The following is a 25,594-nucleotide window of genomic DNA, read 5'->3' as shown; positions in this document are numbered from 1 at the left end:
CAACAAATCTCTTTTTAACCTCTTACCTCTGTGTTCTCTGCGCCTCTGCGGTTTAAAAGTAATTTATTTAACCACTCCAGACACAGAGGAGGACACTTGCATGGGCGGGTTTCCCGACTTGAACAAAGTGTCCGTAACACAGAGAGAAAAAAGATTTTTGAAGTTACTTTAAAAAGGCTTTTCTAAATCGCCAAAATCTCAACTAAAAGCCGATTGCTCTATATAATCAAGCAAAACTAGAAAAACCTAGATCGGGTGGAATATCTTGAATCCGCCCAGGCCCGATCGCTCGTAATGCTTCTTTGAGTAAAATATCCCCAGTATACAAAGCACGTCCAACAATTACACCAGTCACGCCTTGAGGTTCTAACGCCAACAAACTCAACAAATCGGTGAGAGAACTTACACCGCCAGAGGCAATTATCGGGATGGAAATTACCGCCGCAAGTTCTCGCAAAGCTTCTAAATTTGGGCCGATGAGAGTACCATCTCGGTGAATATCTGTGTAAATGATGGCGGCTGCACCCAATTCTTGCATTTGTACAGCTAGTTGGGTTGCTAAAACTTCTGAGGTTTCTAACCAACCGCGAGTTGCGACTTGACCATTACGGGCATCAATGCCAATAATAATCTGTCCAGGAAATTCTGCACACAGTTCTTGTACTAGCTGGGGTTGTTCTACGGCGATGGTTCCGAGAATTGCCCACTGTATGCCTAGATTGAATAATTGTTGTACGCTGGTGCGATCGCGCAATCCTCCACCAATTTCAATGGGTACTGACACCGCGTGAGCGATCGCTTCAATTGCTCCCAGGTTTACTACTTTACCCGCTTTGGCACCATCTAAATCAACTATGTGCAGTCTATTAGCACCCTGATCGACCCACTGTTTGGCTACATCAACGGGATTTTCGCTAAAAACTTGCGAGCGATCGTAGTCCCCCTGATACAGTCGCACACATCGACCTTCTAGTAAATCAATTGCTGGAATTACATCCATTTATTTGTCCCTCATAACTCAATGCAATCAAAACCCTAGCTAGCGCTGGGGTTTCTATTTTTGATTTTTGATTTGTAATTGCCTGACAGCTTGCCCAAAACCTAGCACAAGCAAGATGTTAGAAAGAGTCAAAAATAATTCTGCACCACCGTGCAACCAATCTACATTGGCCAAAGACTCGCCATAATGCAATTGGGCGTAAATTCCGGCTGGGATGGTGATAGCCACAAAAACGAGAGTACCGTAAAATCCATACAGCGCTAAACGCGGCATTTGTGGACTCCGGCTGATAAACCACAAGAAACCCAAATAGGGAAACAGTGAAAGTGCAAACAGGGTTTCTTTAGAAATCATTGCTCTAATTTGATAGGTTCTGGTTCAACAGTGTTAGAAGATTTGGTAGAACGCCAGACCAAAAACGCTGCTGCCCAAAGCGTAAAATTACCAACTAAGGTCATGGTAGCTTGAAGTGTTACCAGCCATTCCAGAGATTCAGCGTTGTCAAAATAATGCCAGGTACAAGCACACATAGCGCTAACTAAAGCTGGTAACATAGCAAAGGACAATCCCCACCAATTGCGGTTATTAGTGAGTTCGCCGTAAGTCCAGATTAACCAAATGGCAACAATCCACTCTATAACGCTAGAAATATGAATAATCCAGGTGGGAATCGATAGGGTGTGCATAAGAAAGTTAGGAGTTATAAGTTAGGAATTAAAGACGCGGAATTTAGCGTCTGTACTGGAGTTAAGAATCAATAGTATTAATCTTTTTGTTTTTCTATGGTCTTATTTTCCTACAATACAATTCATCTTTTATTGGCAGGATGGCATCAACGTTTTAAAAAAAGTTGTTAATCTAAAATCCAAAATCTAAAATCCAAAATGGTCAAGATGCGGGCGTTATTGTCTGGGTATTACGGTAAAGGTAATGGTGGTGACGAGGCTTTGTTAGCAACGCTCTTGCAAATGTTACCATCTCACGTAACCCCTGTGGTACTTTCGGGAAATCCAGAGGAAACGCGCGATCGCTACAATGTAGAAACTTTCGATCGCATGGCCCCCTTAACTGTGCTGCAAGCTTTACGCTCAAGTGATGCCTTGATTTGGGGCGGCGGGAGTCTTATTCAAGATGTTACCAGCACTATTAGCCCCTTTTATTATGGGGGAATGATGGCATTGGCGCAGAAAATGGGTTTGAAAACTGTTGCTTGGGCGCAGGGTATTGGCCCGTTGGTGCGTCCGCAAACTCGTTGGTTAGCGCGGCAAACCTTTGGTAATTGTACCAAAGTTAGTGTCCGCGATCGCGCCAGTGCTGCTTTATTATCTGATTGGCAAATTCCTTGTATTATAGCTCCTGACCCGGTTTGGGCGTTGGAATCGAAACCAGTACCGGGACTTTGGGATTTACCTGCGCCGAGAGTTGCGGTAACGTTGCGATCGCATCCCCAGCTTACCGAAACCCGTCTGGCAAATTTAACCCGTGCTTTGGTTGACTTTCAAAAAGCTACGCAAGCTTTCATTTTACTACTGCCATTTCAAAAAAGTGAAGATTTAAGTATTGCCGAAGCTATTCAACCTCACCTTAAAGATGTCAGCCAGATTTTATGTCTGGAAGATCCACAACTTTTGAAAGGTGTATTTCGCGGCGTGGAAATGGCAATTGGGATGCGCCTACACAGCTTGATTATGGCTGCATCTGAAGGTTGTCGCTGCTTTGCTCTTAGTTATGATCCCAAGGTAAATCGTCTCATGGAAGACTTAGAAATGCCTGGGTGGGATTTGGCGAGTTTACCCGACGATCCCAATTTGATTAGTTTAACTTGGATGGAGCATTATGCTAATGGCGATCCGTTATCACCAGATAAAATCCAATATTTAGTAGATAGGGCATTAATGCACCGCGAGCTATTGAGTCAAGCTTTTCTTTGAGCCTCTTTAGCAATAAATATAAAGAACTATATATCGATAATTATCAAATTTTTGTAAATTTATTATAAAATTACCTAAGCATTTTTTATAAAAAAGTGTACCTATTATGTTATTTAGGATATATATAAAGAATTTTTGAGTTCGTTCTGATGATAAACTTTGGTTTTTGGAACCTAATTATAGTAATTGTAGTTGCATTGGTTCTCAAAAATAATTGGCGACTAGACGATGAGGATAAGGCAGCTTGGAAAAATTGTTTATTTCTAAAATCTTCTGCGATCCAACGCTTGATGCAATTTCTTCGTCAACCAGTTGTTAACTTTATCATCCAAACAGTTGTTGCATTAGTATTAACAAGATTTCTCTGCTATACAGGTTGGCTAGTTTATTTCCTAAATCAACCAAATCCACCTTTATGGGATTTTAAGTGGTTTTATGTAGCGAGTAAATTGGCTCATCAGTATTTGAGTCCTTTTAATGTTGAGATTTTTAACCAAAGTTTTTGTAGCCTAACTAAGACGTGTGGATTTATTCCACCATTTGTTTATCCACCTAATATTATTCCTCTTATCTGGTTTCTTGGTTATTTTTCGAGCGATACTGCATTTACAATCTGGATTGTGATGCACATATTAGCAATCGGCTTGGCCTTGTGGGGAGCAAATATCCTGCTAGAATCGAAGTCGCCAGCTTTCAGAACTATTTGCATAATCTCAAGTGCGTTAATTTATGGCTTAGTTCGCGATCTTCAAGTTGGTAATCTTGCTATTTTCGTTGCAGTTCTCATTTTATGGATGTTTATCTTAGCTAGAAAATATCAGGATATCCTAGCAGGAATTTGCTTGGGTATTGCCGTTTGCAAACCAACATTAGCTGTATTATTCATTCTGTATTTTCTACTAAAAAGACGGTTTTCTTTAGTTTTTATATCTGTTCTCACAGGAACTTCTCTAGTATTTTTAGGTTTAGCCTTGACGGGCAATTCTTTGACACAATACCTACCAGATACAACTCGTGGATTTGTACTCTGGCTTAACGATCCATCAAATAGTCCTTATCTTTCAATTACTCGCCTAGATTTGATGGTAGTGGGCCCAAGATTATTACCCAATAATCCATTATTTGCCAAGCTATTGTCAGACTTTATTGTCCTGATACTTGTTGGTTTTGTGGGTTGGTATTGGTATCTGCAACAATCTCTTATAGCCTGGTCAAAAGAAATATACTTAGCCGAAATGGTACTAGTTTCTTGCTTAAGTATTGCCATTAACTATTCACAGCAAACTAGTACTGTGATGTTGATACCTGCTGTTGTTTTTTTACTTAATGATTTGTTATATCAAATCAGGTATTGTAAATACTCTATGAAAAGAATGTCTGTTTGGTTAGCAGGAGTTTGTTTTTTAGCAGTGCAAACAGCAGTTATTCATGGCTGGCTCATTGGCTCTCTAGCAAACCACTGGAATGTGAAAGCAGGGGAATTACCCTACTTGCTGAAAGTAACTATCTTCGCCCTACCGAGTTATGCAATTCTCGGAATTACTCTGAGTATTTTAGTCTTAGCAATTGGTTCAGTGCGTCAAAAACAGATAGTCTAGAGGCAGATTAAAGTTTTAGATTGATTTTTCAGCGTCCAAGTCAACAGATTCATTCAGGCTTTTTGAAGTTGTATAATACGGCTCAATGTAAGACTATTCTCTGGAGAAAAGCTGATGAGCGACATTGATAAAAACAAACAAATCATCCAGAACTTTATCCAAGTGGTTTGGAACGGTCGCGATCTCTCGGCATTGAAAGATTTCTGGGCAGAAGATTGTGTAAACCATGCGATGTCAGGAACAGACAATCGCGGTCTTAATGCGCTTCTGATCTATCATGATTCATTCTTTGATGATTTTTTCTCCGCTTTCCCCGACATCCAGATTGAGATCGTGCAGCAGGTGGCAGAAGGCGATCGAATTGCGACATACATCACTAGCCAAGGGACACACAGTGGCGTGTTCTACGGTATTCTGCCGACAGGCAAGCACATCTCGACATCGGTGATCCGAATCGATCGGGTTCAAGACGGAAAGATTACAGAGCATTGGTCGGTTTCCGACGCGGCAGGTCTGATGCAGCAAATTCAATATTGAACGACCAATGATTTAAAAATGTGCTGTCCGTATTGGGATGATGGAAAAACTTGAAGGAATATCACTTGTATGGCGATCGCCATACAACTACAATTCATATCTCGCCCCATGTTAGCAAGTGCGATTTGAGAATTATTCAGGATCTCTGTCATCAGTTAAAATATCGTATTTTTGATCCACAACATGGCGAATTTATATATTGAATCCAAGCTGATGAAGCGATCGCTTCATCGGCTAAAACATATGTGAATGCTAGGAATTCGTTTTACTGCTAACAATCCCTGACCACTGAACTTTTTTTTCTTGCTCTCGGCGGTAAGAAAAGAAATGCTCTGGAGTTTGGAAAGTACAATAAGGTGCGATCGCAATTTGTTCTGCACTAATCCCAATATTTTCCAGTTGTAAGGTATTCACTCGCCGCACATCTAACCTGACTTTTCCGGGATTAGGATCTTCCAATAAGGGTGAATTGGGTAATTCATGCAATGCTTGAATGATTTTTTCCTCATTATCTGGTATAATACTAGCTCCAATTTCGGCAGCCACTTCGATAGAGACTTGGTAAACCTCACCAGCGATCGCAGGGCCCAACGCAATGCGTAAATCATCGAGTTTGCTGCCTTGAGATTGTAATCTAGCGATCGCTAGGGGCACAATCTTCTTCGCAGTCCCCCGCCAACCCGCGTGTAATGCTGCCACCCGTCCAGTTTTCACATCCCCAATCAGCACGGGTGTACAATCTGCACTAGCTACCCAAACGGCTTGGAGAGGCTGCTCGCTCATTAAACCATCCGCCGATGCTAAATCTTCCTCAGCAGTGCTTAAGAAGCTTTCAACTTCTTGGGGGGTGAGAACAGTATTGCCATGAACCTGCTTTAAGCGATAGACTGATGCCTCTGGTTGCAATACTTCTGTGATAACTTGTGGCGATCGCGGCCAAAACTGCTGGGTAAAGAAGCCGTGATGCCAATGTTCCAGAATACTACAAGTTAAATAAGGCAGTCCTTCCCAATTGCGCCAGTGCCAAGTGTGCATCTTCAACCAAACCTAAACAAAAATCACTCATCAGCCAATCAATGCTAACTTGAACAACGGAATTTGGGTTAATTGCTGTGGGATTTAATCTGCAAAACTTAGAAACAGCCTTGCAAGCAGGGCGTAAGTATACATATTTACCATTTTCCCTTCACTTTTTTGAAAGCGTCTCCTCAACCAACCAAACCCTCTGGAACTTACTCCACCAAGGGGCTATTTCAGGAACAGTAGTCATCGCAACTGTTCAATCTGCTGGGCGAGGACAATGGGGACGTGAGTGGATTTCTCCAGTTGGGGGATTATATGTTTCCGTGGCGATTTCTTTCGACCACAAAATAGAGGCTACTGACAGCTACCAGCTAACCTTCGCTACTGCTTGGGGAATTGCCTCTCAATTGCGCCATTGTGGTATAGATGTTGGGATAAAATGGCCCAATGATTTAGTTTTAAATGGTCGCAAACTAGGCGGCATTTTGACAGAAACCAAAGTAAACAAAGGACAAATTACCCAAGCAGTGATTGGTGTTGGTATTAACTGGATAAATCCAGTCCCCGAAACTGGAATTAATCTGGAATCGTGGCAAGCTTTGCAAGATTTCAGACCAATCTCTTGTCTGGAAATGCTCACCTCTAAAGTCTTACTGGGAATAGAATCCGGTATAGAGTGCCTTCAGCAAGAAGGAGTAAGCATACTCTTGTCTCGCTATCTTGACTTGTTGACAAACATGGGCGATCGGGTGTACGTCAATAATCTTTTAGGTACTGTAGTTGGGGTGACACCTCAAGGAAATTTACGAGTTGATTTAGAAACACATGATACAAAGGAACTAATTACACCGGAAATTTATATTCAACCCGGTACAATCAGTTTGGGGTACCATAAATCTTCCGTTTAAATTTGAGGTTTGTTCAAAATTTCGCTCTTTGGGCAAGACAAACCACTAGCATCATCTCTTTAGGCTAATTACTCACAACTGAGAGAACAAATGACGCAGCGCAATAATTCTGCCCATCATCGTTTGCATTTATGGCAGCAAGGTCTAACAAAAAAACGTTTTGCCTCAACACTACCAGCTCAGAGCCTCTGTTGGCTGAGTAGCGTCAGCCTTCTCAGCGGCGGCTTTGTGTTTGCCCAAACGGAAACACAAGTAGATAACATCGTTCCCACTGTTGAAACTTCCCAGCCAACAGTAGTTCCAAATCTAGTTAAAAAACAGGCTGTTGCACCCGAAGCAGTTCAAGCGCAACCGGAATTTTCCCAACGGCGAGCCAGACTAAAACAGAGACTACGCAAGCCAGAGGTAGCTCAATCAAAAGAACCAGTTAGGCAGTCTACGCCCAAAATCGAAGCTGCTGAACCTGTTGTTATTATCAGACAAAAGCCCAAAGTAGAAACCTCCCAGGTTACTCCTGCAAGGGTGAGACAGGAAAAACCCAATACCCCTGTCCGCTATGCACCTGAAAAACTCCCAGAAGTTGCTCAACCATCGAATAACTCCAACAGTTCTGTTAGTGCAACGCCAGGTAAAACCAAGGATTATAATAACGCCTATATTGATCCTAATAGTTATGACAGTGGTGCCACAGGTACTTATCAAGCACCAAATTCTGTAATTCTCACAGAACGCTCTAGTGGTTGCCAAGCCATTTTGCCTTCAGGACAAAGCGTATTAGGCGGCGTTTGCGCCAAAGTACCCCAAAAGAATGTGGCTGATTCTAATGGTAAAGTAGCACCTAATTGGCTAAGAAGAAGTCAAAACGCCCAATTGCCAGTCGTTCCGACCACGCGGCAAGCTGCAACGACTGGCAACAACAGCAGATGGCGTGCGGCTCAAAATGGTTATAGTGGTGACACCAAGACCGCATATCGCCCAAATCGGTTTATCCCGAGTCCTAGCGAGTTCAGCCCCACAAGAGTGAGTGCAACTCCCATCGCACCCAGTGGCGGGACTTTACCGCCACCAATGGCAGATGGCAACATTGCACCCCGTCCCAGCAACGTAGCTTACGACTTCTCACTAGCATCAGTATTGCCGCAAATACCTTACACGGGTACAGTCGCCTATAGTGGTACGGGAATGATGTATCCCCTATCTATCCCCGCTCCTATTACTTCTTTGTTTGGTTGGCGAGTTCACCCAATCACAGGTAATCAACGCTTCCATGCTGGTACAGACTTAGGTGCGCCTACGGGAACACCAGTTTTAGCTGCTGCTGCTGGTCAAGTCGAAACTGCTAACTGGTTGGGCGGTTATGGTTTAACCGTTATTCTCAATCACAAATCGGCTGAACAAACTCTCTACGGTCACATGTCAGAAATCCTTGTTAAACCTGGTCAGTGGGTACAACCTGGAACTGTCATTGGGCTAGTTGGCAGCACTGGGGCATCCACAGGCCCTCACCTGCACTTTGAAGTCCGCCACCTAACACCGAACGGGTGGATTGCTACTGACCCAGGCGTGCAATTACAAAGCGCCCTCAGCCAGTTAGTGAGAGGCTTGCAAACTGCTCAGGTAAGCCAAGAACCAGGCAGCTAGAAGAAGCTGAGGGGCAGGGGGCAGGGGGGCAGGGGGTAGAGGGAGCAGGGGAAGAATAAAAAATTAGCTCTTTCCCCTCTTTCCAATGCCGCATACCCAATGCCCAGTGCCCAATTCCCCATTCCCTATTCCCACTTACAAATACCCGTGTTCTGCTAAGAATGCGGGTGTAATGCCATCTAGACTTGTTTCATGATGGGCTGTGGTGTTTTGGTTGCCAGAGTAAAGGAATTTTTCGACGTATTTGCCGAGAATATCCCCTTCTAAATTCACCAAACTCCCAGCAACCAAATAGCGAAGATTTGTCTCGCTATATGTGAGGGGAATTACCGCCACCTTGAACTGAGAGAGTTCTGAGTCATAAGCGGCTACTGTGAGACTGATGCCGTTGACAGCTATGCTACCTTTGGGGACAATGTATCGTGCGATCGCAACGGAAGCAATAAAGGTCATTTCCCAAGAACTAGCCGTTTGTTCTGCCACTAGCAATCGACCGATGCCATCTACATGCCCCATCACAAAATGACCGCCAACTTTGCTGCCAACCTTTAGAGACGCTTCTAAATTGACATATCTCTGTTGAGTTTGCTCACCTCCCAACGTCGTGCGGCGTAGCGTTTCCGGCGAAGCTGTGGCGATAAACCCGTCTTTTAAAACTTTTTCCACTGTCAAGCAAACGCCATCTACTGCAACACTGTCACCATAAGCCAAATCCTGCATAATTACTTCACCAGAATGGCTTATACAAGTAATTTGCCAAGAATCGCCCCCCAAAGGTTCTATCGTTCCTAATGCTTGGATTAATCCTGTAAACACGGCTTTTTTGTCAAACTAACTCTATTTATTGCCTAAATTTGCTTGAAATGAATTGGTAATTGTCACAGAAATGTCGAATATCCAAGTATATTTTCTGACTTTTTTTCGTATAGGAATATTAACACATTAGCATCCTTCACAAGGCATACTTGGGTAAGAAGGTTATTGTCTAAGAAGACCAATTTGACTTACTCTGGTTTTCACCACAAGTTCGGAGTTTAATAGAAGCAATTATAGAGAACGAATGCTTATGTTTATTACTGTCACCAAACCGCCTAAAAAGGGGTACTATTTGTTACACAGCATCCAAGGCTCTCAAAGCATTGTAGAGGCTTAGGCAATGATTGAAATGAAAGTCGCTGGCATAGCATTAGATGCCATAACCCGTAGCCCGATCGTCCTTTTGAAAGATTCTTCAGATCGGCGGGCTTTGCCAATTTATATTGGTCAGGAACAGGCTAGGGCAATTATGGGCGCACTGGAGAATCAAAAGCCTCCCAGACCCTTAACCCACGACCTGATTGTGAATCTTCTAGAGACTTGGAATATGACTCTAGAAAAGGTGATCATTCATTCCCTGCAAAAGGATACATTTTATGCAGCTTTAATTGTCCAGCAAGGCGAGGTAAAAAAAGAAATTGACGCACGTCCTAGCGATGCGATCGCCATTGCTCTCCGTACAAATACCCCCATCTGGGTAATGGAAGAAGTGATTGCCGATGCTTCTATACCTGTTGACCGCGATGCAGATGAAGCCGAACAGCAAGCCTTCCGTGAATTTATTTCTAATCTCCGTCCTGAAGATTTGATCAAGCGCTTTGGTAATGGCGACAGCTAAAAGAGTTCTGAGTGGGGAGTGCTGAGTGCTGAGAAAGAATAGAGAATCTAAAAAATAAGTTCTTTATTCTTTCTTTTTTACCTTTCATTTTGTATAGACAATATTAATCGTGTTTCTACTCAGAACTCAGCACGGGCTAAATGCCCCGCTAATGCAACACCACTCAGCACTGAAATTTATGCAATACCGACGCTTTGGGAAAACGAATCTGCACCTCTCAGTTTTCTCTCTAGGAACAATGCGCTACTTAGCTTCTTTTGAAAATGCTCAACAGATCATTGAACAAGCTTTAGCGCTAGGAATTAATCATCTAGAAACCGCCAGAGGTTATGGCAAAAGTGAGGAGTATCTTGGTAGGGCATTAAAAGTTGGGTTGTTAATACCCCGAACGAAGCTTTACATCACTACCAAAATCTCTGCCACAGCAGATGCTGACACCATGCGTCGGTGCATCGACGAATCCCTAGAACGATTACAGCTAGATTATTTAGATTGCTTAGGCGTTCATGGCTTGAACACTTGGCAACATTTGGAGTGGGTGCAAGCCAAAAATGGCTGTATGCAAGCCGTAGAGGAAGCTGTTGCTGATGGTCGAGTGCGACACGTGGGTTTTTCCAGCCACGGGTCATTAGAACTAATTCAGGCAGCTATCGAAACAGATTTTTTTGAGTTTGTCAATCTGCATTATTACTATTTTTTTCAACGGCACGCACCAGCAATTCAACTAGCTGCCGAAAAAGATATGGGCATTTTCATTATTTCCCCTGCTGACAAAGGGGGAAAGCTGTATACGCCACCCCAAACCCTAAAAGATTTGTGTAAGCCGTATTCCCCCTTAGAACTAAACTATCGTTTTTTACTTGCTGACAACCGTATTAATACTTTAAGTATAGGGCCAGCCAACCCAGATGAATTAATAGAACCTTTGCGAGTTGCTGACGATGATGGAAAGCTAAAATCAGCAGAAATTTCTGCTTTCCAGAGGTTAGAAAATCACCAAAAATTTGCTTTGGGAACTGATAAATGTAGCCAATGTTATGCTTGTTTGCCCTGTCCAGAAAATATCAATATTCCAGAGGTATTGCGGTTACGTAATCTGGCAGTGGCATACGACATGAAAGACTATGGACAATATCGTTACGGAATGTTTGAAAATGCTGGTCACTGGTTCCCTGGAATGAAAGGCAACCGATGTACAGAATGCGGTGACTGTTTACCTCGGTGTCCAGAAAAGTTAGATATTCCAGCTTTATTGTCAGATACTCACCAAAAATTAAGTGGGAAAGCAGGTCGGAGATTGTGGGGATAAAAATATGAACAGAAGTCAGGAGTCAGAATCCAGAATTCAGAATATCCGTTAACCTAAGTATGAGAGTCACCACTTAGTCGCACACCCGTCATTCTCGCTGCTAAGTTCTAAGTTCTTTTTTGGTAAAATTAATAAAGATTAAATAAAGTCAGGAAGATTCTCTTAACCAGGGGTATCTCGCGCAAAGAAAGATGAAGATTAAAAAAAAAGAAATATCCTACGCCAATCCCTGACGGTTTTCCGCTACAGTGGACGGGCTGTAAGCTTGGTATGGACTACTAACCGATCGCTTACTATTCTTCTGGCGAGTTTGACTTTAGTGGCTGGTCTTTTACCGGCGGCGATATCTTACATCAGTAAGTTAATTGTTGATGCAGTGGTAGTTGCATCTCAAGTTAATTCACAAAATAATGGTTTTGTCAATATTTATCCTTCCCTATTTTATGTAGGATTAGAAGCGATCGCTGTAATTCTACTAGCAGGTGGTCAACGCGGAATCCTTATTTGTCAATCGTTATTGCGGGCGCTACTGGGTCAGCGAGTAAATGTACTTATCTTAGAAAAGGCGCTGACACTTGATCTTAGGCAGTTTGAAGACTCGGAATTTTATGACAAATTGACCAATGCGCGACGAGAAGCATCAGTTCGTCCCCTTTCCTTAGTAAACCGCACCTTTGGGTTAGTGCAAAATGCCCTTTCTCTGTTCACCTACGGTATTTTGCTAATAAATTTCTCAGTTTGGGCGGTGCTAATGCTGGTTTTGGCTGCCATACCTGTATTTATTGCCGAAACCAAATTTGCTGGAGAAGGCTTTCGCCTATTTAGTTGGCGGGCGGCAGAAACTCGTCAACAGCACTACTTAGAAAATCTACTAGCAAGAGAAGATTTTGTCACAGAAGTCAAACTCTACCAACTGGGAGAGATGCTGCTAGGGCGTTATCACAACCTGTTTGATCAACTCTATGGCGAAGACCGCGATTTGACTGTGCGGCGAGGAGTGTGGGGTTATCTCCTGAGTTTAGTTAGTACTGGTGCTTTTTACCTAGCTTATGCTTGGATTGTGCTGGAAACAGTGCAAAGTAAGATTTCTTTGGGAGATATGACAATGTATCTCACCGTTTTTCGCCAAGGACAATCAACTTTCTCCAATGCCCTCACGTCTATTGGAGGGATGTATGAAGACAACTTATATCTATCAAATCTCTATGATTTTCTAGAAGAAGAAGTACCAAAGTCTTGGGGTAAAGCAACCATTGGTTTAAATCCTCAAGATGGTATTCGTTTCGAGAACGTATCTTTTACTTATCCGGGAAGTTCTAAGCCAGCCTTGACAAACATTTCGCTACACTTGAAACCCAGAGAAAAACTGGCAATTGTAGGTGAAAATGGTTCTGGTAAGACTACCTTAATCAAACTACTTACTCGACTCTACACGCCAGACTCTGGGCGAATTTTCTTAGATGGCTTGGATTTACAAGAATGGGATGTAGATGTGCTGCGTCGTCGTATTGGTGTGATTTTTCAGAACTTTGTCCGCTACCAGTTTACTGTGGGAGAGAATATTGGTGTAGGTGATGTAGAACATCTCGAAAACAAAAACCGTTGGAAAACTGCTGCTGAAAAAGGCATGGCCCAATCTTTTATTGACCAATTACCCCAAAGCTTCCAGACTCAACTTGGTCGTTGGTTTAAGGGAGGACAGGAACTTTCTGGGGGACAGTGGCAGAAAATTGCTCTCTCTCGTGCTTTTATGCGATCGCAAGCAGATATCTTAGTATTGGATGAACCAACATCAGCAATCGATGCCCAAGCTGAATTTGAGATTTTCAATCATTTTCGTGCTATCACTCAAAATCAGATGGTACTTTTGATTTCCCATCGGTTCTCTACGGTACGAATGGCTGACAAAATTTTAGTTATAGAAAACGGCGAAGTTATAGAACAAGGAACTCACGAAGAATTGTTACAGCTAAAAGGACGTTATGCCAAGTTGTTTCTGTTACAAGCAGCCGGTTATCAGTAAATAGCTAAAACCAATGTTTAGTAGGGATTACAAGCTTACGGATAATTCTAATAGCGATTTGGAATTATAGCTTTTCCTAATGAAACGAGTTACATCATAGCCTCCTCCTCCCTTGGAAGTTGGGGGTTCTTGTACCTCACTCAAATGAAAACCGCTATATAAAGAAAACCAGACTTTATTAAACGCTGCCACAAATATCACAATTTTGGAAAATAATAAAGTAAGTCGAGTATCACAAGACTCACTTGATGTCCTCATTTCTTCTAGGAAAATATGACTCATTCTTTCCTTGAACGCCTGCGTAGTCCAGATAGCCCAGTCCTCGTCTTCGACGGGGCGATGGGAACCAACTTACAAACCCAAAACCTCACTGCTGAAGACTTCGGCGGCCCGCAGTATGAAGGTTGTAACGAATACCTAGTCCACACGAAACCCGAAGCTGTCGCTAAGGTTCACCGCGACTTTCTCGCTGCTGGTGCAGATGTCATAGAAACCGATACCTTTGGCAGTACATCCCTGGTGCTGGCAGAATATGACTTGGCAGACCAAGCCTACTATCTCAGCAAGACAGCCGCAGAATTAGCCAAGCGTGTCGCTGCGGAATTTTCCACGCCAGAAAAACCCCGGTTTGTGGCAGGTTCCATCGGCCCCACAACAAAACTCCCTACTTTGGGACATATTGACTTTGACACCATGAAAGCTACTTTTGCTGAACAAGCAGAGGCGCTGTGGGATGGTGGTGTTGATTTATTTTTGGTAGAAACTTGCCAAGATGTGCTGCAAATTAAGGCGGCGCTGAATGGTATTGAAGAGGTGTTTGCCAAAAAAGGCGATCGCCGTCCGTTGATGGTATCAGTGACAATGGAAAGCATGGGCACAATGTTGGTAGGTTCAGAAATCAGCGCTGTGCTGACAATTCTGGAACCTTACCCAATTGACATTCTCGGTCTAAACTGTGCCACTGGCCCAGACTTGATGAAACCACATATCAAGTATTTGTCAGAACATTCACCTTTCATCGTTTCCTGTATTCCCAACGCGGGTTTACCTGAAAACGTTGGCGGTCAAGCACACTACCGCCTGACACCGTTAGAATTACGGATGTCATTGATGCATTTTGTTGAAGATTTGGGTGTCCAAGTGATCGGGGGTTGCTGTGGGACGCGTCCAGAACACATTCAACAATTGGCAGAAGTCGCTAAAGGTCTGAAGCCAAAAGTTAGACAGCCAAGTTTAGAACCAGCAGCAGCATCAATTTACACCACTCAGCCCTACGATCAAGATAATTCTTTCTTGATAGTTGGCGAACGTCTCAACGCCAGTGGTTCCAAAAAGTGCCGCGATTTGCTCAATGCCGAAGATTGGGATGGACTCGTTTCAATGGCGAGGGCGCAAGTTAAAGAAGGCGCACACATCCTTGATGTCAACGTCGATTATGTCGGACGCGATGGCGTGCGCGATATGCACGAATTAGTTTCGCGCATTGTCAATAATGTGACATTGCCTTTAATGCTTGACTCCACCGAATGGGAAAAGATGGAGGCGGGTTTAAAGGTTGCCGGTGGTAAATGTTTGCTGAACTCCACCAACTACGAAGATGGGGAACCGCGCTTTTTGAAGGTGCTGGAGTTAGCGAAAAAATACGGTGCTGGTGTAGTTATTGGTACTATCGATGAAGATGGGATGGCGCGGACAGCAGACAAAAAGTTTGCGATCGCCCAACGCGCATACCGTCAAGCTGTAGAATATGGCATACCACCCACAGAAATATTCTTTGATACCCTAGCGTTACCCATTTCCACCGGGATTGAAGAAGACCGAGAAAACGGCAAAGCCACCATTGAATCCATCCGGCGCATTCGTGAAGGATTGCCTGGATGCCATGTAATTTTGGGTGTTTCCAATATTTCCTTTGGTTTAACTCCAGCCTCGCGGATGGTGCTGAACTCAGTGTTTTTACACGAAGCGACAACGGCGGGAATGGATGCAGCCATTGTCAGCGCTAACAAAATTTTACCGCTATCGAAGATTGATGCACGCCATCAAGAAATCTGTCGCCAGTTGATTTATGATGAGCGGAAGTTTGAAGGTAATGTTTGTGTTTACGATCCCTTGGGAGAGCTTACCACAGCCTTTGCCGGGGTAACAACTAAGCGCGATCGCTCCTTAGATGAAAGTCTCCCTATTCCAGAACGTCTCAAGCGTCATATCATCGACGGCGAACGCATTGGTTTAGAAGAACATCTGAAAAAAGCCTTAGAAGAATATCCCCCGTTGGAAATTATCAACACCTTTTTGCTAGATGGGATGAAAGTTGTCGGGGAATTATTCGGTTCTGGACAAATGCAGCTACCCTTCGTTTTGCAATCTGCGGAAACCATGAAAGCGGCGGTAGCATTTCTCGAACCATTCATGGAAAAATCAGAATCAGGCAACAATGCCAAGGGAACCTTTATCATTGCCACAGTGAAAGGTGATGTCCACGACATTGGTAAAAACTTGGTGGATATCATCTTGTCCAACAACGGCTACAAGGTGATTAATCTGGGAATTAAGCAGCCAGTAGAAAACATCATCAACGCTTACGAACAGCACAAACCTGATTGTATTGCCATGAGTGGTTTGCTGGTGAAATCCACCGCCTTCATGAAAGAGAATTTGGAGGTATTCAACGAAAAGGGAATTAGTGTCCCCGTGATATTAGGTGGTGCGGCGTTAACTCCCAAGTTTGTCTATGAAGATTGCCAAAACACTTACAAAGGTAAAGTTGTTTATGGCAAAGATGCCTTTTCTGACTTGCACTTCATGGATAAATTAATGCCAGCAAAGGCAACTAATAACTGGGAAGATTTGCAGGGATTTTTGAATGAAGTGGAAACTGCTGAAGTTTCGACAAATGGTCACAAAGAACCAAAAGCTACAACTGCTGAAGAAACATCTGCTGAACCAAAAGTAGTAGATACGAGACGTTCCGAAGCTGTGGCTGTAGATATTGAACGTCCCACCCCACCTTTCTGGGGAACGAAATTGTTGCAGCCTAGTGATATTCCCATTGAGGAAATATTCTGGCACTTGGATTTACAAGCTTTAATTGCTGGACAGTGGCAATTCCGCAAACCAAAGGAACAATCTAAGGAGGAATATCAGGCTTTCTTAGCTGAGAAAGTTTACCCAATTTTAGAAAGTTGGAAACAGCGAATTATTGAAGAAAATCTGTTGCATCCCCAAGTGATTTATGGGTATTTCCCTTGTCAATCTGAGGGCAATTCTCTATATATATATGACTCAGAAAACCAATCACAACAGATTGCAACTTTCGATTTTCCCAGACAAAAGTCGTTAAGGCGGCTGTGCATAGCAGATTTCTTTGCACCAAAGGAATCGGGAATTATTGATGTCTTCCCGATGCAGGCGGTGACTGTAGGAGAGATTGCAACAGAGTTTGCTCAAAAGCTGTTTGCGGCTAATCAATACACCGATTACCTATATTTCCACGGTATGGCGGTGCAGGTAGCAGAGGCGGTGGCTGAGTGGACACACGCCCGAATTCGCCGAGAGTTAGGCTTTGTTGCTGAAGAACCCGACAATATTCGGGAGATATTAGCACAACGCTATCGTGGCTCGCGGTATAGTTTTGGGTATCCAGCTTGCCCGAATATCCAAGACCAATACAAGCAACTGGAATTATTGCAGACTGACAGAATTAAATTGTATATGGATGAAAGTGAACAACTTTATCCAGAACAGTCTACCACTGCAATTATTACTTACCACCCAGTAGCAAAATACTTTAGCGCCTAATATATCCCCTCTCCTTAATAAGGCTACGGTGTACACACAAGTATAGTCCGCAAAGGTTTCAACCCTTTTAGCCCCGTAAATACCCGAATTTTGGGCAACTAGAAACTCCATTTATCCCGCTAATTTTAAGGTTAGGGCAACGAAAGCAAGTTTTAGGTGGGATTTCAAGACTTGTATGTACACCGTAGTCATACCTTATTCTCCTATAAATTAGCCTCCGCAAAAACTATACATCTTGTCAACTACTTCTACTGGACTGGCGCTCTAGCTGTGCCCCACTAAGAAGCGACTGTATTTAACCCAATTGAGAACGAACCTCTATGGTTTTTACTGAAGCACAGCTATTACTGGGTAATTCATAATACAGCGAGTAAAATAGCAAGAGCAGATTTACTGTCCTGGTGGCTCCTATTATGAAAGTAATTCAAGCTCTTGCGCGTTATTTTCCAGATAAATGTGGTGGTATTCAAGTAAACCTCAACGAGTTACTGCCAGAATTGCGATCGCATGATATTGACATCCAGATAGCAGCGGCCAAGTTAGGTTCCCAAACAGAAGAGACTTATAAATATAACGACGTAGAAGTTTATCGATATCCTGTATTTCCCGCGCCCAAAACACAACCAAATCATGGGCAATTTCCGCATGGGAAATTTGAATATTTCGCTAATTGGTTAACTAACCAAAAAGCAGACATATATCATCAGCACCACTGGGAAGTATATTGTGGGTTGCCTCATTTGCGATTAGCTAAAGAATTAGGCATGGCAACAGTGCTGACATTACACTATGCCGTACCCTTATGCCAGCGAATTACTTTGATGTTCAATGGACAAAAAGTTTGTGATGGCAAAATTGATGTGGTGCGGTGTTCTCAGTGTGCTGATACTTTGAGCAAAAAGCTACCTGCTGCAATAGTCAAAAGTTTGAGCCATTTTCCCTTGGATCTCCTCAGTCGCTTACCTTTGCCCACCAGTGCATATCTTCCAGCCTCAGTAGACGATGGTAATCTGGGAAGGTTTGTCCGTCCTTTTGTCGTGCCTGGTTATGTTGCTGCCCGCAAAAAAAGTTTGCTAAAAATGGCAAAGTATGCTGACCGCATTGTGACAGTGTGTGATTGGCTTTATAAAGCTCTACTCATCAACGGCATACCTGAAGAAAAACTTCTTCTCTCTCGACATGGAATTTCTTATACTGCACAAAAAAAATTACCACAGACAAGACAGCAATCAGACCCTTTAAAAGTAGTTTTTTTAGGACGCTGGGATATATATAAGGGTATCGATATTTTAGTACAGGCAGTTAAAGATTTACCTGAGCAAGTCAAGATTGAGTTGGTCATTTATGGAATAACGCAGGATGAACGATATCGCCAAAAAATCTTTAATTTGATAGCAAACGATCCTCGGATTTGTGTGAATAAAGAACTAACAAGAGAAGAACTTCGCCAGACTCTAGCTAACTATGACTTACTAGCTGTACCTTCCCAATGCCTGGAAACTGGGCCTTTGGTTGTATTAGAAGCCCACTCCCTATCTATACCTGTCATCGGCTCTAACTTGGGGGGTATTGCTGAACTTGTTAGGCATGGCATTGATGGTTGGTTAGTGACTGCTAACGATACTAAAGCTTGGACTCAAGCTCTTGAGCGATTAGCAACAGATACTAATTTACTGTGGGAATTGCGCCAAGGTATTAAACCTGTTCGCACAGTAAATATGCAGGCAGCGGATTTAGCAACTATATACAGCAGATTGCAACGGTAGTTTCTCTTTCTGGGTAGGGAAATCTGTATAACTCACAAATAAATATATAGAGGTAATTCAATGGATGAAACCGAGATTCAGAGAAGGATTATAAGACAATACGCTTGGGTTAAGAATAATCGTAGGTTGGGTAGAACGTAGTAAAACCCAACAAACTCCCGAAAATGTTGGGTTTCGTTCCTCTCCCAATCTACGCAGATAAAGGGTTTTTGGCGCTAAGTGAACCGTATTGGACTATAGGATTAAAAAGAATGCTGAATGTCAAACATATTCTTCATCGAGTACGAAACAAGATTTGGCGACTATACAATCATACATTGCCAGAATTCATGAGCATGTTGCAATTTCTTTGGCTATTGCATATTGGTAGTAAGCCGATGAAAGTTAATCAGAAATCTGCAATGGTAATTGCACCGCACCAGGATGATGAAGTTTTGGGATGCGGTGGTTTAATTAAACTCAAGCGGGAACAGAATGTGCCAGTCCAGATTGTTTTTGTCACAGATGGAGCAGCTTCTCATGGCAAACATCCCAAGTTTCAATCTGGTGAAATGGTTTCAATTCGTAAGCAAGAAGCGCTTTCAGCTTTAAGTATCTTAGGCATCGACTCTGAACAAATTTACTTTCTCGACAAACCAGATAGTCAACTTCAATATCTAGATGCAAGCAAGCGCCAACAAACAATTGAACAACTTGCTCAACTCCTGAAATCCTTCCAGCCTGGGGAGGTTTATGTGACTCATCGCCAAGACCGTATTAAAGACCACGAAGTAACTTATGAATTACTGCTAGCGGCGATTCAATACTCTGAAATTGAGGTTGACATTTTACAGTACCCGATTTGGATTCTCTGGAAATCTTTACTCTTCCGTGACCTAAAACTAGATGAATTAGCATCTGCTTACCGTATATCTATTCATTCTGTTCAAAATAAGAAGATAGAGGCGCTTGGAGCCTACCGCTCTCAGTGTCTACCTATTGATGCTGAAACTTATGCTGTACTAAAGCCTGGTTTCCTACGGCGATTTTTCGTACCGTATGAAATTTTTTTCAAACCTTCTTCTTTGTTGTCAAATCAATAAGAGCCTATTTATAAAGTAAATATATAGCGCTTCTCGAATGGAAGCAATACACTTTGACCTCTCTTTTTTTAGAAGAGAGGCTTTGAATCTTACTCCCCTTCCCTACAAGGGAAGCTACGGTGTACACACAAGTATAGTCTGCAAAGGTTTCAACCCTTTTAGCCCCGTAAATACCCAAATTTTGGGCAACTAGAAACTCCATTTATCCCGCTAATTTTAAGGTTAGGGCAACGAAAGCAAGTTTTAGGTGGGATTTCAAGACTTGTGTGTACACCGTAGCTACAAGGGAAGAGGGAGTGGGGTTCTTTTTTGGATTTATGCAAGAAGTCTATTATTTTGACACCAACTGATATTTTTACTTGGGCAGGTGGGTACTATAACCTTAGTATGCTCACAACATCTTCATAAAGCTACCTTTGGATGAAATAGATTTCTACAAGGTTAATTTTCAGTCATACTATTTCTCTATGAAAGTGAGCTTAATTCTCCTGGAAATGCAGGTTTGGTTTATATGACATCAGTCTTCATATAGAAGGATCAATTTTTTTCATAAGCAGGCATAAATTAAATAATTTCGAGAATATCAGTATTTCTCGGTATTAACCAAAAAATGAACACATGATATAAATCGAATAAATTGCATTTGTTAATTTACCACTGTATTTTTTAACAATGTTTAAACAAGGTGAATTTTTACATAATTCAAAACTATAACTTTGAGTTAAAGCTTAACAAATAGGTTTTATTCCTTATAAAATCAACATCCTAAAATTTGTAATTAAACAATTGGCGAGGAAGCTTTTATGTCTGTAAGACGCAAGTTATTCAAGGCAGTAAGATTTTCTTTAAAAAAACTTACTAAACAGTTTTTATCTACAATAAAAAAGCAAATTATTTGGCTAATAAGAACTATTTTCACCACCAATAGAAGACGTGAGATTGGAAATGCTGGGTTTGTTTTGCCAACGGTAGTAATGGTAACACTAGTAGTTGTGTTACTGACTACTGCGATTTTATTTAGGTCATTTGAGCGCTCTAAAAACGCCAGTAATACCCGCGTGAATGAGGCTACTCTCAATGCTGCAACCCCGGCAATTGATCGCGCTAGAGCTAAATTAAACAAGCTATTTCAAGATGGAAGACTACCACGAGCTACACCCACAGATGATGCACTTTACGGGACTTTGGCAAATAATATTGATGAATATACCTTTGGCGATGAAACTCAACTGAAACTGGCTTTAGATAAAAATGAAACAGATGAAACAAAATTTCTAAAAACGGCGTGGCAATATCCCGTAGATACGAATAACAACGGTAAATTTGATAGCTACACACTTTATGGGATTTATTTTAAAAATCCACCAATAAATGAAGGTGCATATACCCGCAAAAGAAACTCCTTAGAGGCGAGAACTCCACCAATGGCGGCTGGTGGTGTAAGTGGAGATTGTGGAGATACTTCAACAAGTGCCAGCTTAGTAGGCAATACTGGCTGGTTTAATATCAATGGCAAACTGAAAAAAAGCTTCTTTGCTTACACCGCAACTATTCCTATTACTGGTATACCTGCTGATACTACTAATTATGAGCAATATAAAGGCAATAAAGGTTTCTCTGCCCTAGAGTATGAACAAGACCGAGTGCAACTTCTTCTGGTTAACAACGCAGTTATTTATGAGGATGATATCAACCTCACTCCAGGTCCTGCCTTCAAACTGAATGGGCGGATTTTTACCAATAGTAATTTCCTGACTGGCGGAGGATCAGGAATTACGCTATATCAAGTTAGCAGTAATGCATCATGTTACTATACAGCCGATAATGCCAAAATAGTTGTTGGTGGTAATACGGCCTCTGGCGGATTTATAGATACTGGTGATATATCTCCCAGTACCAAAGTACATTTATTCCAGGGAAAAAGCACCGCTCCAACTGAGAGTGATTTTCAAAAATCAGTTACCCAGGGTCCGAATGTTATAGCTTATAACAGCCTAGCTTATGTAAAGCGTATCAATCGCTTAGTTTCTGCACAGATGACTAATAATGCTAGTACTGATCCCAAAGAGGTTAGTGATGGTATTAACCAGGAATATCAGAAGCGTGGCTTAACAGCAGCAGATTTCACCGCAGCTGAACAAGATAAGTTCCGCCAACAACAGCTAGAGCTTTACTTTAAAAAGCGCACGCGTCGCGTACCTTTTACAGAGGTTCCTTTTGCTGATAATAGTGACTTAAGCAAGGTTTTAGGCGCTTACGAAACGACCAGCCCACTAAATGGTAGTGGTGATACGCTACGTCCGCCAGATGTTTGGATTTATCCAACTGACCCTAGCGATGGTAAAACGACAGGTACTAACTATACTAAGCTGACGCTGAATACAACAAGTGGTGATACAAAGCTTTTACCTGCTGCAACTGAACCAACTACTCTACAAAAAGACCCAGATGGTAAAGAGGCATTTTTAGGCGATCGCATTTCAGTTGGTAATAATTTACCTCAACTCTGGTGGAATGGAACAAGCTTTGTTGGGCCAAATCCACAAGACACTCAAAATATTACAGGTATTACGTGGGACAACACTGGAGGGGGAACTCGCACTCGTCGCAGCCGCGTAGAGCAATTGGCTGATTTGGGAGCTACAGACAGAGATGGGGACTGGGAATTAGCAGCAGCTAAAGTCCCAACAAATCCACAAGAACCTGTAGGTGGCTTACGAGTAGTTACTGGTGGTGGAATTTATTTACCTAGTGGCTATACCACCACTGAAAGTAGTGCTACATATACAGCAGCCAAAACTGCTACGGACAAAATCTGGTCAGATATGATGCCAGTTGTTTCCACAGCTGCAACTGCTGGTAGTACCAAGGATGCAAATATCGTATTCCCCGACGATGCAAATACGCCCTACCTGCGGATGCGGGCAACAGCGGTTTATCACTACAACGTTGCCAGTTATAATCAGGTGACTCCAGCGCCTATTGCTTGTGTTAGTAGCTACTATGATCCAACGAATAGCACTACAGCCAGGAACAAAACAGGTTTAGCTGATGTATCCCCTATAAATTCCCCCAACAATGGTACAAATAATGGCAATTCCAATAACGGTATAGTCTACAATCCTCCTGACACTGCTAGCGGTGAAACAACTTATGCGGCAGTGCTTAGTTATCAAGCCCAATTGAAGTATCCCAATGGGCGTTGGGTAAATGAGCCATTGAAAAATGCTTTGGCAAAAAATGCGGCTGACCGTACTATCTCACAAAGGTCTGCTGTTGAATCTGCACTTTGCGCCATACAAATTTTAGACGGCACTATTACCGTTCAAAATCCTCTTCTTATTCCTCACGGTGCAATCATGGAAACTGCCTTTCTCGACCCCAGGCAGGTTAAGGCAATTCATGCAGATAACACAGCAACTGCGTCTGTATTAGAAACATTTACAAACGCAGATGGGGGCGCTGTCATACCCTCAGATATAGATTACAATCTTCCTCTTGAAGATCGTCAACCCCTAGAAATTCGCGCCACAGTATTAGATATTGACAAGCTGCGAGGAAAACCTATTAGTGGTGGTGTAGCAACAGCAACAGAATACTTATTACCAAATAGCGGTATTATCTATGCTACCCGTGATGATGCGCTTTTAGATGCGAGTGCAACGGGAGTAAACCAAACGACAGAAAGTCCTGTTGACTATAAACTTGACCCAACTCGCCGTCCTAACGCCATTATGTTTGTCAATGGAGGAAAAATCTGGCGTACAAACTCTTATAGAGACACAGAAAAAGGGCTAATTTTGGCTTCTAATCTGCCTGTATATGTTAAAGGTGACTTTAATCTTCACACTCAAGAAGAGTTCGGTGATCTTGTAACAGACCCAGGTAACTTACTAAAAGATGACTGGAGTAATTTCTATAGTCGCCCTGCAAATAAGCGCAGTCCTAACTTTGCTTGTCGCTCAGGTGACCCCAGGCTATCTTGTCCTACTGGAGATGAATGGCGACCTGCAAGCGTCATAGCGGATGCCATAACCCTACTTTCTAATAGCTTCCAGTTGGGTTTCCGTAATCAGGGAGACTATGACTTGAACAATAACTTAGGGGATACTGTCTCTATTACCAACTTTAAAAATAATGGCTTTTTTATTAACACCTACGTCACCAATGCTAGCTGGTATAACAGCAGCGGTATTCCAAATATCTCTAGTTCTTACCTTAATAACTTTGTCACACCAATTCAGCGACGGGGAAATTTCAACGAGTACTTAATGGAAGTTTGTCCGAAATTACCTGTCTCGGCGTGTACAGCACCTACAGACTGGTATGTTAACTATGACCCAATAAACTCATTCAATAATAAGTACTCTTGGCAAATTGCAACTGATGGTAGTTTATTAAGTTCAACTTTAAATGCAGGTACAACGGCCGTAGCAGCAGCAAGTTCAATATCGACCTACCCCCGTCGAGTTGCGTTTAAACGTAATAGTGCTTCTACTCCTGTTGGCAACTTGATGATTGATAGCTCTCAGCCTATACCCCTGGGAATTGATTCAAATGTTAAGGTATCAGAGTTTCCCTACTCAGGGAGTACCTTCCCTCGAAAATCCACTACTGCTCTATGGTTCAAGACAAATGATTCAAACAATTCAGCCGACAAATCTTTAATCATAGACAGTAGTGCCCCTACTCAGCAAAATCAACCCCGCTTGTCGCCTGTCTTACAAATCAATGTACCTTTTGGGAGTCCTGGCTCACCCGATACTACAAAAATAGGCCCTGGAAGTGGTAAAACCCCGAATCACAACAATTGGCTACAAGTGGCTACATCAACCACCTTCAACTTAGCCGCAGCAGCTGGAGATACACCCGCACGCTCCAATGAAGATAATGGTGGTTTACACAACTTTGTAAGGTTTATAGAGAACTGGAACTCAGACGATAGTACAGCAAATGCTACCCCAGCGAGGATTAGCGGCTCTTTTATCCAGTTCAAGCGCAGTGCTTTTGCTACTGCACCATTTGCGGCAATTTTAAATGGATCATATCGTATCGTTGGTAACGACGGTCAAGCTCCTTTCTATATAGCTCCTAAACGGCAGTGGGGTTATGATGTAGCGTTGCTTTCTCAGTCGCCTGACTTGTTTGCTCAAAAATTGGTGAGAACCCCAGATGATTTGCCAGACGAGTACTTCCGGGAAGTTGGTCGAGATGACTCCTGGGTAGCAACTTTGTTATGTGCTAAAAAAACCGACAACACTTATGCAATCGACGCAGACCAACGTCCTTGCAACTAATAATCAAATCTTAGAAGTGGGTAA

At 42.5% G+C, this 25,594-nt stretch carries 18 protein-coding genes; 12 read left to right on the top strand and 6 right to left on the bottom strand.

Annotated features, from left to right (window positions below; translation table 11 throughout):
- Positions 1 to 226 precede the first annotated feature (226 nt).
- The 3 genes from hisA to FBB35_RS10225 are packed head-to-tail and all read right to left on the bottom strand — an operon-like array spanning position 227 to position 1,686.
- The gene (hisA, locus tag FBB35_RS10235) at positions 227 to 1,000 is read right to left on the bottom strand and encodes a 1-(5-phosphoribosyl)-5-[(5-phosphoribosylamino)methylideneamino]imidazole-4-carboxamide isomerase (RefSeq protein WP_174709543.1); all 774 of its coding nucleotides are present in this window, start codon (positions 998 to 1,000) and stop codon (positions 227 to 229) included.
- Positions 1,001 to 1,054: 54 nt separating this feature from the next.
- The gene (locus FBB35_RS10230; protein ID WP_174709542.1) at positions 1,055 to 1,354 is read right to left on the bottom strand and encodes a DUF3593 domain-containing protein; all 300 of its coding nucleotides are present in this window, start codon (positions 1,352 to 1,354) and stop codon (positions 1,055 to 1,057) included.
- Entirely contained in the window at positions 1,351 to 1,686 is a 336-nt protein-coding gene (locus tag FBB35_RS10225) for a DUF2499 domain-containing protein (protein WP_174709541.1), read from the bottom strand. The genes FBB35_RS10230 and FBB35_RS10225 overlap by 4 nt, the downstream gene beginning before the upstream one ends.
- 207 nt (positions 1,687 to 1,893) lie before the next feature.
- On the opposite strand from FBB35_RS10225, the gene csaB reads away from it, so the two are divergent.
- The 3 genes from csaB (at position 1,894) to FBB35_RS10210 (ending at position 5,066) form a co-directional block, all read left to right on the top strand.
- Positions 1,894 to 2,931: a polysaccharide pyruvyl transferase CsaB gene (csaB, locus tag FBB35_RS10220; protein WP_174709540.1), complete on the top strand. Its 1,038-nt coding sequence runs from the start codon at positions 1,894 to 1,896 to the stop codon at positions 2,929 to 2,931.
- Between the two features lie 149 nt (positions 2,932 to 3,080).
- Positions 3,081 to 4,529 carry a glycosyltransferase family 87 protein gene (locus FBB35_RS10215; RefSeq protein WP_174709539.1) on the top strand — a complete coding sequence of 483 codons (1,449 nt, stop codon included), beginning with the start codon at positions 3,081 to 3,083 and terminating at the stop codon, positions 4,527 to 4,529.
- A 114-nt stretch (positions 4,530 to 4,643) separates the two neighbouring features.
- A complete protein-coding gene (locus FBB35_RS10210) occupies positions 4,644 to 5,066 on the top strand; it encodes an ester cyclase (protein WP_174709538.1) in 423 nt (140 codons plus the stop codon).
- On the opposite strand, the gene FBB35_RS10205 is transcribed toward FBB35_RS10210, so the two are convergent.
- Together FBB35_RS10205 and pgeF are read right to left on the bottom strand one after the other, a co-directional pair.
- Positions 5,057 to 5,218 carry a hypothetical protein gene (locus FBB35_RS10205; RefSeq protein ID WP_174709537.1) on the bottom strand — a complete coding sequence of 54 codons (162 nt, stop codon included), beginning with the start codon at positions 5,216 to 5,218 and terminating at the stop codon, positions 5,057 to 5,059. The two genes, FBB35_RS10210 and FBB35_RS10205, sit on opposite strands and share 10 nt — an antisense overlap.
- A 100-nt stretch (positions 5,219 to 5,318) precedes the next feature.
- Positions 5,319 to 6,101 carry a peptidoglycan editing factor PgeF gene (gene pgeF / locus FBB35_RS10200; RefSeq protein WP_174709536.1) on the bottom strand — a complete coding sequence of 261 codons (783 nt, stop codon included), beginning with the start codon at positions 6,099 to 6,101 and terminating at the stop codon, positions 5,319 to 5,321.
- A gap of 77 nt (positions 6,102 to 6,178) precedes the next feature.
- On the opposite strand from pgeF, the gene FBB35_RS10195 reads away from it, so the two are divergent.
- Both FBB35_RS10195 and FBB35_RS10190 read left to right on the top strand, forming a co-directional pair.
- Complete coding sequence (locus FBB35_RS10195; protein ID WP_174709535.1) at positions 6,179 to 6,997, top strand: biotin--[acetyl-CoA-carboxylase] ligase; 819 nt, start codon at positions 6,179 to 6,181, stop codon at positions 6,995 to 6,997.
- Between the two features lie 90 nt (positions 6,998 to 7,087).
- Positions 7,088 to 8,638 (top strand): M23 family metallopeptidase, encoded by a 1,551-nt coding sequence (locus FBB35_RS10190; RefSeq protein WP_174709534.1) that lies wholly within the window; start codon positions 7,088 to 7,090, stop codon positions 8,636 to 8,638.
- 135 nt (positions 8,639 to 8,773) lie between these two features.
- Here FBB35_RS10190 and FBB35_RS10185 read toward each other — a convergent pair whose 3' ends face one another.
- A complete protein-coding gene (locus tag FBB35_RS10185) occupies positions 8,774 to 9,454 on the bottom strand; it encodes a riboflavin synthase (protein WP_174709533.1) in 681 nt (226 codons plus the stop codon).
- Positions 9,455 to 9,794: 340 nt separating this feature from the next.
- Here FBB35_RS10185 and FBB35_RS10180 point away from each other — a divergent pair, with 340 nt between their 5' ends.
- From FBB35_RS10180 to hpsA, 7 genes are all read left to right on the top strand, one after another.
- Complete coding sequence (locus tag FBB35_RS10180; RefSeq protein WP_012406891.1) at positions 9,795 to 10,292, top strand: bifunctional nuclease family protein; 498 nt, start codon at positions 9,795 to 9,797, stop codon at positions 10,290 to 10,292.
- A 178-nt stretch (positions 10,293 to 10,470) separates the two neighbouring features.
- Positions 10,471 to 11,601: an aldo/keto reductase gene (locus FBB35_RS10175; protein ID WP_174709532.1), complete on the top strand. Its 1,131-nt coding sequence runs from the start codon at positions 10,471 to 10,473 to the stop codon at positions 11,599 to 11,601.
- A 214-nt stretch (positions 11,602 to 11,815) separates the two neighbouring features.
- The gene (locus FBB35_RS10170) at positions 11,816 to 13,624 is read left to right on the top strand and encodes an ABC transporter ATP-binding protein (RefSeq protein WP_174713590.1); all 1,809 of its coding nucleotides are present in this window, start codon (positions 11,816 to 11,818) and stop codon (positions 13,622 to 13,624) included.
- A 273-nt stretch (positions 13,625 to 13,897) separates the two neighbouring features.
- Entirely contained in the window at positions 13,898 to 17,425 is a 3,528-nt protein-coding gene (metH, locus tag FBB35_RS10165; RefSeq protein WP_174709531.1) for a methionine synthase, read from the top strand.
- Between the two features lie 413 nt (positions 17,426 to 17,838).
- The gene (locus FBB35_RS10160; RefSeq protein ID WP_174709530.1) at positions 17,839 to 19,191 is read left to right on the top strand and encodes a glycosyltransferase; all 1,353 of its coding nucleotides are present in this window, start codon (positions 17,839 to 17,841) and stop codon (positions 19,189 to 19,191) included.
- Positions 19,192 to 19,442: 251 nt separating this feature from the next.
- Positions 19,443 to 20,273, top strand: coding sequence for a PIG-L deacetylase family protein (locus FBB35_RS10155; protein ID WP_174709529.1), 831 nt, complete (start codon positions 19,443 to 19,445; stop codon positions 20,271 to 20,273).
- Between the two features lie 803 nt (positions 20,274 to 21,076).
- Complete coding sequence (gene hpsA, locus FBB35_RS10150) at positions 21,077 to 25,570, top strand: hormogonium polysaccharide biosynthesis protein HpsA (protein ID WP_174709528.1); 4,494 nt, start codon at positions 21,077 to 21,079, stop codon at positions 25,568 to 25,570.
- Positions 25,571 to 25,594 lie beyond the last annotated feature (24 nt).

The organism is Nostoc sp. TCL240-02, assembly GCF_013343235.1.
GTDB lineage: Bacteria > Cyanobacteriota > Cyanobacteriia > Cyanobacteriales > Nostocaceae > Nostoc.
This window is presented reverse-complemented; position numbering and strand designations above follow the sequence as displayed.